At 69.6% G+C, this 14,873-nt stretch carries 14 protein-coding genes; 8 read left to right on the forward strand and 6 right to left on the reverse strand.

Annotation, left to right across the window (positions count from 1 at the left end; genetic code table 11):
* The first annotated feature begins 86 nt into the window (after positions 1–86).
* Positions 87–1,076: an aromatic ring-hydroxylating dioxygenase subunit alpha gene (locus HMPREF0591_RS25020; protein ID WP_007171502.1), complete on the forward strand. Its 990-nt coding sequence runs from the start codon at positions 87–89 to the stop codon at positions 1,074–1,076.
* Positions 1,073–2,152 carry an NAD(P)H-dependent amine dehydrogenase family protein gene (locus HMPREF0591_RS25025; RefSeq protein WP_007171503.1) on the forward strand — a complete coding sequence of 360 codons (1,080 nt, stop codon included), beginning with the start codon at positions 1,073–1,075 and terminating at the stop codon, positions 2,150–2,152. The genes HMPREF0591_RS25020 and HMPREF0591_RS25025 overlap by 4 nt, the downstream gene beginning before the upstream one ends.
* A 6-nt stretch (positions 2,153–2,158) precedes the next feature.
* On the opposite strand, the gene HMPREF0591_RS25030 is transcribed toward HMPREF0591_RS25025, so the two are convergent.
* A complete protein-coding gene (locus tag HMPREF0591_RS25030) occupies positions 2,159–3,529 on the reverse strand; it encodes an HNH endonuclease signature motif containing protein (protein WP_007171504.1) in 1,371 nt (456 codons plus the stop codon).
* Positions 3,530–3,658: 129 nt separating this feature from the next.
* The gene (locus tag HMPREF0591_RS25035) at positions 3,659–4,000 is read right to left on the reverse strand and encodes a DUF732 domain-containing protein (RefSeq protein ID WP_040623880.1); all 342 of its coding nucleotides are present in this window, start codon (positions 3,998–4,000) and stop codon (positions 3,659–3,661) included.
* A 149-nt stretch (positions 4,001–4,149) separates the two neighbouring features.
* Here HMPREF0591_RS25035 and dapB point away from each other — a divergent pair, with 149 nt between their 5' ends.
* From dapB to HMPREF0591_RS25050, 3 genes are read left to right on the forward strand one after another with little or no spacing between them, the layout of a single operon-like run.
* Positions 4,150–4,887 carry a 4-hydroxy-tetrahydrodipicolinate reductase gene (gene dapB / locus HMPREF0591_RS25040; RefSeq protein WP_007171506.1) on the forward strand — a complete coding sequence of 246 codons (738 nt, stop codon included), beginning with the start codon at positions 4,150–4,152 and terminating at the stop codon, positions 4,885–4,887.
* A gap of 7 nt (positions 4,888–4,894) precedes the next feature.
* Positions 4,895–5,350: a hypothetical protein gene (locus HMPREF0591_RS25045; RefSeq protein WP_007171507.1), complete on the forward strand. Its 456-nt coding sequence runs from the start codon at positions 4,895–4,897 to the stop codon at positions 5,348–5,350.
* Positions 5,347–5,814, forward strand: a complete 468-nt coding sequence (locus HMPREF0591_RS25050; protein ID WP_007171508.1) for a flavodoxin family protein — start codon at positions 5,347–5,349, stop codon at positions 5,812–5,814. The genes HMPREF0591_RS25045 and HMPREF0591_RS25050 overlap by 4 nt, the downstream gene beginning before the upstream one ends.
* Positions 5,815–5,819: 5 nt before the next feature.
* Here the strand turns inward: HMPREF0591_RS25050 and HMPREF0591_RS25055 are convergent, their stop codons facing one another.
* The 3 genes from HMPREF0591_RS25055 to HMPREF0591_RS25065 are packed head-to-tail and all read right to left on the reverse strand — an operon-like array spanning position 5,820 to position 8,921.
* On the reverse strand, positions 5,820–6,653 hold the full coding sequence (locus HMPREF0591_RS25055; protein ID WP_007171509.1) for a thioesterase family protein: 834 nt from the start codon (positions 6,651–6,653) through the stop codon (positions 5,820–5,822).
* Positions 6,654–6,695: 42 nt separating this feature from the next.
* Positions 6,696–8,252: a sensor histidine kinase gene (locus HMPREF0591_RS25060; RefSeq protein WP_007171510.1), complete on the reverse strand. Its 1,557-nt coding sequence runs from the start codon at positions 8,250–8,252 to the stop codon at positions 6,696–6,698.
* 3 nt (positions 8,253–8,255) lie between these two features.
* Positions 8,256–8,921: a response regulator gene (locus HMPREF0591_RS25065; RefSeq protein WP_007171511.1), complete on the reverse strand. Its 666-nt coding sequence runs from the start codon at positions 8,919–8,921 to the stop codon at positions 8,256–8,258.
* A 446-nt stretch (positions 8,922–9,367) separates the two neighbouring features.
* Here HMPREF0591_RS25065 and HMPREF0591_RS25075 point away from each other — a divergent pair, with 446 nt between their 5' ends.
* From HMPREF0591_RS25075 to HMPREF0591_RS25085, 3 genes are all read left to right on the forward strand, one after another.
* Positions 9,368–9,604 carry a hypothetical protein gene (locus tag HMPREF0591_RS25075; protein ID WP_167310179.1) on the forward strand — a complete coding sequence of 79 codons (237 nt, stop codon included), beginning with the start codon at positions 9,368–9,370 and terminating at the stop codon, positions 9,602–9,604.
* Between the two features lie 88 nt (positions 9,605–9,692).
* Entirely contained in the window at positions 9,693–11,234 is a 1,542-nt protein-coding gene (locus HMPREF0591_RS25080) for a class I adenylate-forming enzyme family protein (RefSeq protein ID WP_007171514.1), read from the forward strand.
* Positions 11,231–14,470 carry an acetyl-CoA carboxylase family protein gene (locus HMPREF0591_RS25085; protein ID WP_040623881.1) on the forward strand — a complete coding sequence of 1,080 codons (3,240 nt, stop codon included), beginning with the start codon at positions 11,231–11,233 and terminating at the stop codon, positions 14,468–14,470. The genes HMPREF0591_RS25080 and HMPREF0591_RS25085 overlap by 4 nt, the downstream gene beginning before the upstream one ends.
* A gap of 14 nt (positions 14,471–14,484) precedes the next feature.
* Here HMPREF0591_RS25085 and HMPREF0591_RS25090 read toward each other — a convergent pair whose 3' ends face one another.
* Positions 14,485–14,832, reverse strand: coding sequence for a hypothetical protein (locus HMPREF0591_RS25090; RefSeq protein ID WP_040623986.1), 348 nt, complete (start codon positions 14,830–14,832; stop codon positions 14,485–14,487).
* Between the last annotated feature and the right edge of the window lie 41 nt (positions 14,833–14,873).

The raw sequence follows: 14,873 nt of genomic DNA on the forward strand, positions 1-14,873 counted from the left end.
CGCGGGGAATGGTTTATGTTTCATAGAGGGTACTTTGATCATGGCGGGAGCGGGGCCTATCATTCCTTCCCAAGGAGGGATTCCGCATGGCTAAGCCGCCGTTGTCGATGAAACCAACCGGGTGGTTTCAGGTTGCGTGGTCCGACGAGATCGCCGTCGGCGACGTGCACAAGATGAAGTACTTCGACCAGGAGATGGTCGCGTGGCGCGCCGAGTCCGGGCAGCTCACGGTGATGAACGCGTACTGCGAGCACCTGGGCGCGCACCTGGGTTACGGCGGCACGGTCGTCGGCGAGGTGCTGCAGTGCCCGTTCCACGGGTGGCAATGGAGCCAGGAAGGCCGCAACGTCTGCATCCCCTACCAGGACCGGCCCAACCGCGGCCGTCGCATCCGCACCTACCCGGTGGTGGAACGCAACGCGTCGGTCTACATCTGGCACGACGTCGACCGGCGCGAGCCCTACTTCGACGCGCCGGACGTCTTCGGCGCGTTCGGCGACGGCAGCAGCGCGGACGACTACTACCCACAGCAGCGCCTGTACCGGCAAGCCCTGGAACTGCATCCGCAGTATGTGCTCGAAAACGGCGTCGACTTCGCGCATTTCAAATTCGTGCACAAAACGCCCATCGTGCCGGTGTTCACCCGCCACGACTTCGCCGAACCGGTGTCCTTCGTCGACTTCACGATCACGTTCGAAGGCGACGACGGGCAGAAGATCGAGGACGTCAACAGCGGCGTCGAGGCCGTCAACGGCGGGCTGGGCATCGCGGTGACCAAGAGCTGGGGAATGGTGGACAACCGCACCATCTCCGCGGTCACCCCGGTCGACGAGTCCACCTCCGACGTCCGCTTCATGGTTTACATCGGCCGGACCCCGGGCAAGGACCCGGCCCGCGCCGAGCGCAAGGGGGCCGAGTTCGGCCGCGAAGTGATCCGGCAGTTCGAGCAGGACATCGAGATCTGGCAGCACCAGCGCTATTCGGACCCGCCGGCGCTGGCCACCGACGAGTACCAGGGCTTCACCGCAATCCGCAAGTGGGCCAAGCAGTTCTATCAGGAGGTTGACGCCGAGTGAATAAACCAATCCGCGTGTTCCAGGTGGCCACCGGAAACGTCGGCTCTGAGATGATCAAGCGGATCGCGACCCAGCCCGATCTCGAACTCGTTGGCGTGCACTGCTACTCGCCGGACAAGATCGGACGCGACGCCGGCGAGCTCGCCGGCGCGGCCCCCAACGGGGTGAAGGCGACCGGCACCGTCGAGGAGATCATCGCCGCAAAGCCGGACGTGCTCACCTTCCACGGGGTGTTCCCCGACGAGGACCTCTACGTCAAAGTCCTCGAGGCGGGCATCAACATCGTCACCACCGCCGACTGGATCACCGGCTGGCACCGCGACAAGAACCACCCGCATCCGTCGGGCAAGCCGGTGAGCCGGCTGCTCGCCGAGGCGTGCGAGAAGGGTGGCGCGACGTTCTACGGGACCGGGATGAACCCGGGCCTGAACCAGATCCTGGGCGTGGTGTGTTCGGCCGACGTCGCCGACATCGAGAACGTCACCACCATCGAGTCCGTGGACGTGTCCTGCCACCACTCCAAGGACACCTGGATCGAGGTGGGCTACGGCCAGCCGGTCGACGATCCGGAGATCCCGGCCAAGCTGGAGAAGTACACCCGCGTCTTCGCCGACAGCGTGCTGATGATGGCCGACTGCTTCGACCTGACCCTCGACGAAGTGAAGTTCAGCTACGAGTTGGGCGCCTGCACCAAGGATGTGGATTTGGGGTGGTACACGCTGCCCAAGGGCTCGCTGGGCGGCAATTACATCAAGTATCAGGGCATGGTCGACGGGGTGCCGCGGGTCGAGACGCACCTGGAGTGGCAGATGACCCCGCACACCGACCCGAGCTGGAACATCAAGGGCTGCTACATCACCCAGATCAAGGGCGACCCGTGCATCTACAACAAGCACATGATCTTCCCCAAACCCGGCGTGGACCTGTCCAATCCGGACAACTTCGCCTCCATCGGCATGACCGTCACCGGCATGCCCGCGCTGGCGTCGATCAAATCGGTGGTCGCGGCCCCGCCGGGGCTTATCACCAGCGCCGACTTGCCGCTGCGCGGGTTCGCCGGGCGCTTCAAGACCTAGCCGGGGTCACGGGTCTCCGGAGCGTTCGGGGTGGTGGTAGTCGTTCGTGCGCTGCCCGCGCTCATCGGGGTACTTCCAGCTTGCGGGAGAGTGCGGCGGCGGGATCCATTCGGTGCGCCCGTCGGGGCGTTTCCTTGTCCGCCAGCCCTTTTCGATCAGCTTATGATGCGGCGTGCAGGCGAAGGTGAGCTTGTCGGCATCGGTCAGCCCGCCGGTGGCCCATTCGTCGAGATGGTGGACCTCGCACCAGTAGCCCGGCGCGTCGCAGCCGGGGTGCGTGCAGCCTCGGTCCTTCGCGTACAGGACGATGCGCTGGTCCGGTGTGGCGATTCGGCGTGAGCGGCCGAGATACAGCGGGCGGCCCGAGTGCTCGTCGAACACCGCCAAGTAGTGATAGGCATGGCGCGCCATCCGGATCACGTCGCTCATCGGCAGCACGGTTCCGCCGCCCGTGACCGCCCGCCCGGTGGCCGCCGTCAACTCCTGCAGCGTGGTGGACACGATGACCGTGACCGGTAAGCCGTTGTGCGCGCCAAGTTTCGGATCGCCGAGCCGGCTGCGGACCAACACGTTGAGCGCGTCATGCTGGCGCTGCGCGTGGCTGCGCACGTCGCCGGTCGCCAACCCCTCGCTGGGCTCGCCTTCGACACAGGGCTTTTCGTTCTCCGGGTTGCACATTCCCGGGGCCGCGAACCGCGCCAGCCAGGCGTCGAGATTGGCCCGGAGCTCCGGGGTGGCGACCAGTTTCCCGACGCTCATCCCGTCGGGCCGCTGCACGCCCCAGCTGAAGCCGCGCTGGCGGGCGCGGTCCGCATCGGAGAATTTCCCGTCGGGGTTGAGCCACAGGGCGCACTGGTGGGCGACCTTTTGCAGCTGGTCGGGACGCAACCCCACCGCCTGCTGGGCCAGGAAACGCTCGGCCGCCTCCACCGTGTCGGCGGGGACGGCCTCCGGCAGGTCGCGCACGAACGCTTGAATCACCCGCAGATGCTGTCCATCCAGGAAGCCCTCGCGCCATGCCAGGGCGGTGGCCGGCAGCTCCGGTGGGAGCTCCTGGCCCGTGAGGCTCAGGCGCGGGGAGAGTTGCTTGGCGTCCCGAACTCGGCGGCACGCGTCGGCATAGCTGATCCGCAGCCAGTCGGCGATCACCTTGTGGATCGGACCGCCGACGTCGCCGGGATCCTCGCTCGCCAAGCCGGCGATCACGTCGGTGCCGACGGCAACCCGGCGCCGTTGGGAGCGCTCCATCGCTTCCAGCACGTGCAACCGCACGGCGGGGCTCAGAGCGCCGAAGTCCAGCCCGCGCACCGCCGCGTCGGCCGCGTTCAGCGCGTCCAGGGCGGCACCGACCTCAGCCGGGACTTCAATCGAACTCATGTTCGAAGCGTATTGGCGTGGGCGGACATGCGCCACGCCGCAAGCGGCGGTTGTGGATGAATACCGGACTGTGGACGAATCAGGCCATGGTGGGCCCAGTCATGGCGGGCCCAGTCATGGCGGGCCCAGTCATGGTGGGCACAGATCGGCGTAGGCGACGTCCACCAGGTTGCTCGCCTGTTGGGGGCTGAGCCCCTCGGAACCCTGGTTGGTGTCGGAACGCGCTAGCGCCCTCGCCTTCAGCTGCGCGGCATTGGCGCCGGCCCACAACTCTTGACAGAGTCGTTGACCCGCCGCCAACAACCCCGCGTCACCACCCCGGGCGTCGTGAATACCGAGGTTGTGCGCATGGTTGAGGAACGAATTGGCGTCGGCCCGAGCCGGGGATGCCAACAGGCATCCGGCGATGAGGAGGGGGCCGCTCGTCAGCGCCAGACTCGCCAATCGGTCACAACGCTTGTGTCCTGCCATCGCTGCTCCTTGCCTCTGCCCGCGAACCGGGACTGAATCGGGAACGCCACTTTCAACCACGGGTACCCCGGCACCGGCCGGCGAACCGTCGTCGTGACGGGACGGGACGGCGATCGGCGAGGGGTGCGCACCGGTCTAGGGTGAAGCTCATGCGGGTAGGCGTCTTGGGGGCCAAGGGCAAGGTCGGTTCGGCGATGGTGGCGGGCGTGCAGGCCGCCGAGGACCTGAACCTGTCCGCCGAGGTGGACGCCGGCGATTCGTTGGGCCTGTTCACCGAGTCGGGCACCGAGGTGGTCATCGACTTCACGCACCCCGATGTCGTGATGGGCAACCTGGAGTTCCTGATCGCCAACGGGATTCACGCCGTCGTGGGCACCACGGGCTTCACGCAGGAGCGCCTCGACCAAGTGCAGGCCTGGCTGGCCGACAAGCCCGGCACCAGCGTCCTCATCGCGCCCAACTTCGCGATCGGCGCTGTGCTGTCCATGCATTTCGCCAAGCAGGCCGCGCGCTTCTTCGAATCGGTGGAGGTCATCGAGCTGCATCACCCGCACAAGGCCGACGCCCCGTCGGGTACGGCGGCGCGGACCGCCAAGCTGATCGCCGAGGCGCGAAAAGGGTTGCCGCCCAACCCCGATGCCACCAGCACCGGCCTGCCCGGCGCCCGCGGCGCCGACGTCGACGGCATCCCCGTCCATTCGGTGCGGCTGGCCGGGCTGGTCGCCCATCAGGAGATCTTGTTCGGGACCGAGGGGGAGACGCTTACCATCCGCCACGACAGCCTGGACCGCACGTCTTTCGTGCCGGGCGTCTTGCTGGCGGTGCGGCGCGTCCAGGAACGGCCCGGCCTCACCGTCGGGCTCGAGGCCCTGCTCGACCTGCGGTGAACCCGCGATGAACGCCGCCCTGCGCACCCAGTTGCTGATCGCATTGCTGTGCGTCGCGATGCTGGGCTACTTCGTGCTGCTGGGGCGGATGGCCCTCGCGATGATCGCCTCGGGCCGCGCGGCCGCCGTGGGGCTGGGGCTGGCGGTGCTGATCATGCCGCTGATCGGCCTGTGGGCGATGGTGGCGACCCTGCGCTTCGGGTTCGCCCATCAGAAGCTGGCCAACCTGATCGCGGCCGACGGCATGGAGCTCGACACCAGCGACCTGCCGCGGCGGGCGTCCGGCCGCATCGAGCGGGACGCCGCCGACGCACTGTTCGCCACCGTGCGCACCGAAGTCGAAGACCACCCCGACGACTGGCGGCGCTGGTACCGGCTGGCCCGCGCCTACGACTATGCGGGGGACCGGCGCCGGGCGCGGGAAGCCATGAAGACGGCGCTCGAATTGCAGGGCCGCCCATGAGCAAGTCGATGAGCAAGACGCTGCTGATCGTCCACCACACACCGTCCCCGCATTGCCAGGAGATGTTCGAGGCCGTCGTCTCGGGCGCCACCGACCCCGAGATCGAGGGCGTCGAGGTCGTTCGGCGACCGGCGCTGACGGTGTCGCCGGCCGAGATGCTGACGGCCGACGGCTATCTGTTGGGCAGCCCGGCGAACCTGGGCTACATGAGCGGGGCACTCAAGCACGCGTTCGACTGCGCCTACTACCAGCTGCTGGACTCGACGCGTGGCCGCCCGTTCGGCCTCTACTTGCACGGCAACGAGGGGACCGAGGGCGCCGAGCGCGGCGTCATGTCCATAACGACGGGGCTCGGCTGGGCGAAAGCCGCTGAGACCGTGGTGGTTTCGGGCAGGCCGGACAAGGACGACCTGCAGGCCTGCTGGGAACTCGGCGCGACGGTCGCCGCCCAGCTGATGGAATAGGCCGTCTACGTGTGGGTCGGCCTGAACGCCTCGGCCGGCTGGGCCAGGGCCAGCGCCGAGCTGGTGCCGATCGGCCCGTGCCGGTCGAACAGGGTGGCGGCCCCGGTCGCGACACCGGCCGTGCCGTAATGGCTTTGGGCCGCCAGGCCCAGGTATTCACCGTCGGGCAAGCGGCTCGCGGTGACCGTGTAGTCGGCGTTGATGTAGCGCAATCCGCCGGTGCCCCAATGGGTCAGTGAGCTGGTGATGTCACCGGCGAAAGCCAGTCGGACGAACGGGGTCAGCGGATAGCCGTGCACCATGGGGCGAAAGATCCGCGCCCAGGCGAACTTCTGCGAATGGGACTGCTCCCACTCGCCGGCCGCGATGCCCGGGCTGCCCGCGGCGGTGGCCCCGTACCCCCAGATCAGGAAAGGCATGTCGGCCGGGAAGCCATCGGAGGTGACCGGCAGCGGCGGCATGGCCAACGGCGCCGACCACACCGCGCCGTCCGGGTGTTCCCCTCGGCGCAGGAACAGTGCGCTGGCCCGCGCGACGGTGTTGCCGTTCTGCACCAGCGCCCCGTCGACCAGCTTGATGCGCCGCCCTTCCCGCTGCACCGAGGTCCGGATCTGCACCGGTTCAGGCAAGGCCGGGCGCAGCAGGTCGACGGTGAACCGGGCCGGCTGAAAGGCGGGCTCGACGCCCGATTGCTCGATGCCCCAAGCCAACAGGCCACCGACGTTCTGGCCGCCCATCGCCGCGCCCCACGGTCCGCGGGTCAGCGGGCTCGGCAGGTAGGAATCGCCGTCGACGGTGAAGAAGGCCTCGGGCATGATGGCGGGGTCCTCGATCGTCACCGCTATGACGATAGGACACCCGACAGGGGGGCCCGCGCGCTGTCAGGTGCGGGCGGGGATCGTGACGTGCAGCGCCGTGCCGCCACCGGGCGGGCTGGCGATCTGGAGATGGCCACCGAGCGCTTCGACTCGGTCGATCAAGCCCACGAGCCCCGATCCCTTGCCGCTGTCGGCGCCGCCGGCACCGTCGTCGCGAATGGCGAGCCGCACCTCCGAGCCGTCGCCCCGGACGTCGACGTCGATCCGGGAGGCCTGCGCATGCCGGGCCGCGTTCGTCAGCGCTTCCGCCACAACGTAGTACGCGGCGACCGCAGCGGACTCGGACGTCGGTCCCGCCAGTGCCAGGCTGATGTTGACCGGAACCGGGCAGCGGCGGGCGAGCGTCTTGACCGCCGCACCGAGCCCTCCGCTGCTCAAGATCGCCGGATGAATGCCCCGCGCGAACTCCTGCAGCTCCGCCGATGCGGTGCTCAGACCGGTCACAACGGCCGCAATCTCGTCTTTCAGCCAACCGAGTTCTGCCGGCACCCCCGCCTCGATGGAGCGCAATTGCAGGGCAAGCGATACCAGTCGTTGTTGTGCCCCGTCGTGCAGATCGCGCTCCAGGCGGCGGCGGGCGTCGTCGGCCGCGGTCACGATGCGCGCTCGGGACGCGGTGAGCGCCGCGTGGGCCTCGGCGTTGGCGATGGCGGTGGCGACGAGTTCGGTGAACTCGCCGACCCGCTGCTCGGTACCGAACGGGAGCGGCGCGGTAGGGGAGCCGACGACCGCGACACCCCACAGCCTGCCCTCGACCACGATCGGTGCTCCCACGCCGCTGCGCAATCCCAGCCGGCGGATCAGCGCCGCCACGTCACCGATCGCGGTGTCATGACTGTCCATCCGCGCGGGTTGACCGGAGTCGGCCACCATGGCGCCGATGTTCTCCCCGTCCAGTGATAAGCGGCCGCCGACGGGCATCCGCGCCACCTGCGCGGGGTCATCCTGGGCCGCGACAAGTGTTGCAGTGCCGTCGGATTCGTAACGCCACAGCGCGGCGTTGGCAACCCCGAGCGATCTCGCCAGCCCATCAGCCACGGCCGGGAAGACGTCCGATGGCCGGGCTCCGCGCGCGATTAGGGTCGCCACCCGGCGCAGCGCGGCTTGCTGTTCGGCCAGGACGCGGAGCTCGTCGCGGCTCGCCTCGGCGTCCCGCCTGCGTCCTTCGGCGGCTACGGCATGCGCTCGAGCGGTGCGCGCCAGCGAATTAGCCACCAGCCCGACCACGACGAAGACGGCCAATGCCGTCCAGTCCTGAGGCTCGGGCCACCCCATCGCGGTGTCCGGCCAGCTACGGAAGTAGTCGAAAGCGAGTGCGCTCACCACGGCGGTGCCGGTGGTCAGGCCGGCGCCCCACCCGGTTGCAACGATCAGGACGCCGATCAGGTAAAGCACGCCAAAGGCGTTGTCGGGCACGAACATTTTGAGCAGCAGCATGACCGACGTTTCCACCGCGATGCACCCGATGGCCACCGCGAGGCCCAGCGACGTGGGTAGTGGGTCCCGCGACAGCCACGTCGAGGCGGGGCGGGATACCCGCTGGGGCGTGGCTTTCGGCACGGGTCAGCGAGCTTCCAGAAAGGTGATGACCGCACGAACGCGCCGGTGGTCGTCCGGCGTTTCGTGGAGCTCCAGTTTGGTCATGATGTTGCGAACATGCTTTTCGACGGTGCCCTCGGTCACCCACAAGCGGCGGGCGATCCCCGCGTTCGACCGCCCTTCGGCCATCAGACCGAGAACTTCCTTCTCCCGTGGGCTCAGCACGGCGAGCGGATCGTTGCGCGTGCGCGCCTCGACCAGTTCCTGAACCAGCGCGGGGTCGATCACACATCCGCCGCCGGCGATTCTGCCCAGCGTGTCGAGGAAATCGTCGACATCGGTGACCCGGGTCTTCAGCAGGTACCCGACGCCGCGGCCGCTGGCCAGCAGCTGCATCGCATGTTCGACGTCCACGTGGGCCGACAGGATCACCAGCCCGACCGAGGGCAGCTCTTCGCGGATGGTCATGGCGGCGTCGAGGCCGTCGGTGGTGCCCGTGGGCGGCATCCGGATGTCGACGATCGCCAGCTGTGGCCTTTCCCGACGGACCAGCCCCAGCAGGCTTGCGGCGTCACCGACCTGACCGACCACGCGGTATCCGGAGCGGGCCAGCAGGCTGGCCAAGCCCTCCCGCAGTAGCACGTCGTCGTCGGCGACGACCACCCGCACGCCCGCCTCCTCCGGCTCCACCCCGACCGTGATCCTCTCGTGTGATCTGCGCCCGCAGTGCCGAGCGTAATTCCAGCCAGCAGGTATTGCCGCGGTCGGGCTGCCGGTGCCCGCAAGACGGGTGTCAGCAATGACGACTCAGGCCCCGCAACGCGAGAGCCTGGGATCATGAAGACAACCACGGCTGCTCCGATCAGTATCCGTGCGTCGAGCGCCCGGTATGCGACGAGGTGGGTGGCCCACGTGGCCGGAACATTCGCCGTCAATGCGGCCGTCTTGCTGGCGGGCCTTCGACTCACCGGATTGAGCTGGTCGGAGCTGTGTTTGTTGGTGCTGCCACCGATGATGGCCGGATCGGGAGCGGTCCTCACCTTCTTGGCCCTCAACCACATGGTGTTGCGGTCAGAAGCGGCGGACGCGGCTACCGCTGGCACAAGCGTCTTCGTCCACTCGCTTACAGGGCACGGATGCGACAGATCCGGGTGAGGAGAGGTCTCGATGTGATCGCCAATGCAGTGCTCAGCGCGGTCCTCGCGCTGGGCTGCAGCGTCGCAACGCCGGTCGGCCCCGACCCCAACCCGTTCGGGGGCCTCGGCTGCGACTGCCGGGACTCGCCATCGACGCGCGGCACGGTTCAGGAACACGAGATAAACCGCGGTCTCAGCGACGGTCTGTCCGTCGCGTTGCCCGCACCGTTGCGCTGATCCGGCCGCGGGGTTTCGAGTTCGGGACGAGGCTGCCGACTACGCTCACAACCGGGACGTAACTGTTCGGTGTGACGGAGGTCGAGACGTGACGCAGCCACGAGTCCTCGAAATTCCGCGCGACCGCAACCCGTTCCCGACGACCGGCGTGACCCGCGGCGTCGACGGCGTCCCGCGCTACGCCGACCTGCCCGCCACGCTGCTGGACATGCTCGCCGAACAGGTCGAGCGGCGCCCGGACAGTGAGGCGCTGGTCGAGCTCGGCGCCGGCCGCTTGACCTACCGCCAGCTCTGGGACCGCGCGGCGCGCGTCGCCGGTGGGCTCCGCGCGGCCGGGTTGCGGCCCGGTGACCGCGTCGCGGTGCGTTACCCCGCGGGCAACGACTGGGTGCTGGCGTTCTGGGGCATCGTGATGGCCGGTGGCATTGCGGTGGCGGTCAATACGCGCTCGGCGCAACCGGAAGTCGAGTTCGTCCTCTCCGACTCCGGCGCGACGCTGGACCTGGCGGCCGACACCCCGCTGCCCGACGGCCAGCCGTACGTGACCGAGCGGCTCGGCCCCGCCGACGTGGCCGCGCTGTTCTACACCTCGGGCACCACCGGCCACCCCAAGGGGGTGCCGACCACCCACGAGGCCTTCCTGACCAACACCGAGAACGCCATCCGCTGTCTCGACCAGCCGCGCGACCTCGGCGAGGCGATGCGCACGCTCATCTCGGTGCCGCTGTTCCACGTGACCGGCTGCAACTCACAGCTGCTGGCCGCCACCCGGCTCGGCGGGGCCTCGGTGGTCATGCCCACCCTCAACCTGGACGGGCTGATTGCCGCGCTGACCGCGGAGCGTGTCTCCGTGATGGTCACCGTGCCGGCGGTGTACGCATTGATGTTGCGCCACAACGGCTTTGCCGATGCCGACGTCTCCGGGGTCCGCTGGGTGGGTTACGGGGGCGCTCCGATCGCGCCGTCCCTGGTGCGCGCGGTGAAGGACGCCTTCCCCCAGGCCACGGTGTTCAACGGCTACGGCATGACCGAGACAGCCTCGCTGATGACCGTGCTGCCCAGTCAGGACGCCGTCGAGCACGCCGATTCGGTCGGCTACGCGGTGCCCTCGGTCGACCTCGGGCTGGTCGCGTTCGCCGGCGACGAGCCGGGCGTCGGTGAACTGGTGGTCCGCGGAGCCAACGTGACCGCCGGGTACTGGAACCGGCCGGAAGCGACCGCGGCGACCATCGTGGACGGCTGGCTGCACACCGGGGACGTGGTCCGTGTCGACGATGCGGGCCGAGTGCAGATCGTCGACCGCCTCAAGGACATCATCAACCGCGGCGGCGAGAACGTCTCCAGCGTCGAGGTGGAGGCGGTCCTGCTGGCGGCGCCCCACGTCGCGGACGCGTGCGTGCTGGCCGTCCCCGACGAGGTCATGGGCGAGAAGGTGGGCGCGGTGCTGTTCGGCGGCGCCGACGAGATCGACGTCCCGGCGGTGCTCGACCACTGCCGGGAGCAACTCGCCGACTTCAAAGTGCCGCAGTATGTCACGGTGGTCGACAGCGCGCTGCCCCGCAACGCGGGCGGCAAGCTGCTCAAGGGCAAACTCCGTGACCAGGTGCGGTGGGGGGAACCGCTGCGATGACCGCGACCGTGCTGGTCGCCAACCGCGGCGAGATCGCGCTCCGGATCGTCCGCACCGCAACCGAATTGGGCATGCGAACGGTCGCGGTCTACGCCGAAGACGATGCCGAGAACCCGCATGTGCACGCGGCCGACGAAGCGATCGGCCTGCCCGGGGCCGGACCGCGCGCCTATTTGGACCAGCCCGCCATGCTGGCGGCGGCCAAGAACTCGGGGGCGGAGCTGATCCACCCGGGCTACGGGTTCCTCAGCGAGAACGCCCAATTCGCCCGCGCCTGCGCCGGCGCGGGCTACACATTCGTGGGACCGAGCGCCGACGCGCTGGAGCTGGTGGGCAACAAGGCCGCCGCCCGCGGTGCCGCGGCCGCCGCCGGGGTGCCGGTGCTGCCCGCCACCGACGGGCCGGCCAGCGTCGCGGACGTTGAAAACTTCTTCCGGGCCCGGGGCGGCCCCATCATGATCAAGGCGCTCGCCGGCGGGGGCGGCCGCGGAATGCGCCCGGTGCGCAGCGCTGATCAGATCGGCGACGCCTACCGGCAATGCGCCGCGGAGGCCCAACTGGGCTTCGGGGACCCGGCGCTGTTCGCCGAGGTGCTGCTCGAAGACGCACGGCACATCGAGGTGCAGGTCGTCGGCGCGCCGGCGGGGCACCAAACCCGCGCGCTGGCGCTCGGCGACCGCGACTGCAGCATTCAGCGCCGCCGCCAGAAGATCGTCGAAGTCGCACCCGCCCAGGGCCTCTCCGGCGAAGTGCGGCGCGACCTGCACCAGGCGGCGGCGCGGTTGTGCGCGCGGGTCGGGCTGCACGGGCTGGCCACGGTCGAATTTCTGTTCGCCGGTGGGGAATTCGTGTTCCTCGAAGTCAACCCGAGAATTCAGGTGGAGCACACGGTGACCGAGGAGACGACCGGGTTCGACCTGGTGGCCGTCCAGTTGGCCATCGCCGGGGGCGCCTCCTACTATCAGCTCGGGCTACCGGCCGGGATCGCCTCCGACGGAAACGAAGTCATCGGCGAGCCCGCCGCGCATCGCGGGATCGCCGTCCAGGCCCGGGTGAACGCGGAGACTTTCGCCCCCGACCTGTCCGTGCTGCCCGCGGCCGGCACGCTCACCGTGTTTTCGCCGCCGAGCGGGCCGGGGGTCCGCGTCGACACCTACGGCCGGGCGGGGCTGGTGGTGAACGCGCAGTACGACTCACTGCTGGCGAAGGTGGTGGCCCACGTGCACGGGTCGTCACCGGGGGCGGCGCTGCGCAAGGCCCGGACCGCCCTTGCCGAGTTCCGCATCGAGGGCGTGCGCACGAACATCGACTTCCTCCACGCCCTGCTGAGCGACACCGCGGTGGAATCGGGTTGGGTGAGCACCGGTTTCCTCGACGAGAAGCTGCCCGAGCTGGCGGCTGCGGCGTCGTCGCACCACCACGACGTCCCCATCGCGCCCGTCGAGCTGTATCCCGGCGAGGACGTGCTGCGCGCGCAACTGGCGGGCACCGTGGTCGAGGTGGTGCCGGAGGGTGCGGACTTTCGTGCGGGCAGCCAGCTCGTCGTCCTGGAAGCGATGAAGATGCAGCATGTGCTCGCCGCGCCGGACGCGCTGCGGACGGCGCGCGTCCTGGTGTCACCCGGGCAGGTCGTCGGGACCGGTGACCCGCTGCTGGTCTTCACCCGCACGGCAGCCGCCGACCGCGGCGACTCCGCCGCTGTGGCAACCGATCTCGACCGGCCACGCGCCGACCTGGACGAGGTGCGCAGGCGGCATCTGCTGACCCTCGACGAGGGCCGCGAGGCCGCGGTGGCGCGGCGGCACAAGCAGGGCCGCCGCACCGCGCGGGAGAACATCGCCGATCTGATCGACCCGGGCAGCTTCGTCGAATACGGCGCGCTGGCCATCGCGGCGCAGCGCAGCCGGCGTTCGGAAGATGATTTGATCGCCAACACGCCGGCGGACGGCCTCATCGCCGGCCTCGCGACGATCGGCGCGGACCGCTTCGGGCGGGCGGCGGCCGAGGCCGTCGTGGTGTCCTACGACTACACCGTGCTGGCCGGCACGCAGGGGATGCGCAACCACGCCAAGACCGACCGCGCGTTCGACCTGGCCGCCCGGAGACGTCTGCCGGTGGTGCTGTTCGCCGAGGGTGGCGGCGGCAGGCCGGGGGACACCGACGTCGGCGGCCTCGCGGGGCTGGACGTGCCGACCTTCCGGATGCTGGCCGCGCTGAGCGGCCGGGTGCCGCTGATATCCATCGTCTCGGGCCGGTGCTTTGCCGGCAACGCGGCGCTGGCCGGGGTGTGCGACGTGATCATCGCGACCCCGGACGCCAACATCGGGATGGGGGGACCCGCGATGATCGAGGGCGGCGGGCTCGGGGTGTATCCGCCGGAGGCGATCGGGCCGATCGGCGTGCAGCGGCGCAACGGCGTGGTCAGCCTGGTCGCCCGCGACGAGGCGCACGCGGTGTCGCTGGCCAAGCAGTACCTGTCGTACTTCCAGGGCGCGCTGGCCGAGTGGTCGGCGCCGGATCCGCGGCTGGCCCGGCATGTGGTGCCGCAGAACCGGTTACGCGCCTACGACGTGCACCGGGCCATCGAGGCGATCGTCGACACCGGCTCGGTGCTGGAGCTCCGGCCCGACTACGGCGTCGGCATCGTCACCGGGCTGGTGCGCGTCGAGGGCGCGGCCTACGGGCTGATCGCCAACAGCACGCACCACCTCGGCGGGGCCATCGACGCCGAGGCGGCGGACAAGGCCGGCGACTTCCTCGCGCTGTGCGAATCGTTTGGGCTGCCGGTCATTTCGCTGTGCGACACGCCGGGCTTCATGGTCGGACCCGACGCGGAGGTTCAGGCGGCGGTCCGGCGGTTCGGGCGGATGTTCGTGCTGGGCGCGCGTCTGACCGTCCCGGTCGGAATGATCATCCTGCGCAAGGGATATGGGCTCGGCGCGATGGCGATGGCCGGCGGCTCGTTTCGCGCCCCGCAGTTCACCGTCGCCTGGCCGACCGGCGAAATCGGCGGGATGGGGCTGGAGGGCGCCGTGCGCCTCGGTTTCAGCAAGGAGCTGGCCGCCGAGGGCGACCCCGTCAAACGCCAGGAGTTGTTCGACAAGCTCGTGGCGGCGGCCTACGAGCATGGCAAGGCGCTGCGGGCGGCCACCACTTTCGAGCTCGACGACGTCATCGACCCCGCGGACTCCCGGGCCTGGATCGCCAGGCTCCGGGAGCCGCCGGGTTCAGCCTGAGGGTGTCGGCCCGGTCAAGCGTGGCCGCCGCCGCAGCCGACGCCGGGCAGGCAGCCCTGGCCGCCCGGAATCCCGCCGGGACCCGCGTTCTGTCCGCCCGAACCGCAGCCGACGCCGGGGACGCAGCCCTGGCCGCCGGGACCGCCGCCCGGCCCCTGGTTCTGTCCGCCCGAACCACAGTTGCCGTTTCCGTCGCAGCCGCCGCCGCCCGGCGTGTCCTTGAAGACCACATGCGTGGGCGCCGCCGAGGGCGCGGGCACCGAAGCGACGGCACCGGTGATGGCGACCGGCGCAACGGCGATCGCCGCGGCCGCCGCCCCGCTCACCGCCAGTCTTTTCGTAAGGGTTAATTTCGAGAACATGCGGGTCGCATACCACGCGCACACACGTGTAAAACATCCAT

The organism is Mycobacterium parascrofulaceum ATCC BAA-614 (assembly GCF_000164135.1).
Classification (GTDB): Bacteria; Actinomycetota; Actinomycetes; order Mycobacteriales; family Mycobacteriaceae; genus Mycobacterium; species Mycobacterium parascrofulaceum.

Excerpts from the sequence above, each read along its gene's own strand:
- HMPREF0591_RS25020 (WP_007171502.1), top strand. The coding sequence starts at position 87 with ATGGCTAAGCCGCCGTTGTCGATGAAACCAACCGGGTGGTTTCAGGTT.
- HMPREF0591_RS25030 (WP_007171504.1), bottom strand. The coding sequence starts at position 3,529 with ATGAGTTCGATTGAAGTCCCGGCTGAGGTCGGTGCCGCCCTGGACGCG.
- HMPREF0591_RS25035 (WP_040623880.1), bottom strand. The coding sequence starts at position 4,000 with ATGGCAGGACACAAGCGTTGTGACCGATTGGCGAGTCTGGCGCTGACG.
- dapB (WP_007171506.1), top strand. The coding sequence starts at position 4,150 with ATGCGGGTAGGCGTCTTGGGGGCCAAGGGCAAGGTCGGTTCGGCGATG.
- HMPREF0591_RS25045 (WP_007171507.1), top strand. The coding sequence starts at position 4,895 with ATGAACGCCGCCCTGCGCACCCAGTTGCTGATCGCATTGCTGTGCGTC.
- HMPREF0591_RS25050 (WP_007171508.1), top strand. The coding sequence starts at position 5,347 with ATGAGCAAGTCGATGAGCAAGACGCTGCTGATCGTCCACCACACACCG.
- HMPREF0591_RS25075 (WP_167310179.1), top strand. The coding sequence starts at position 9,368 with ATGCGACAGATCCGGGTGAGGAGAGGTCTCGATGTGATCGCCAATGCA.
- HMPREF0591_RS25085 (WP_040623881.1), top strand. The coding sequence starts at position 11,231 with ATGACCGCGACCGTGCTGGTCGCCAACCGCGGCGAGATCGCGCTCCGG.
- HMPREF0591_RS25090 (WP_040623986.1), bottom strand. The coding sequence starts at position 14,832 with ATGTTCTCGAAATTAACCCTTACGAAAAGACTGGCGGTGAGCGGGGCG.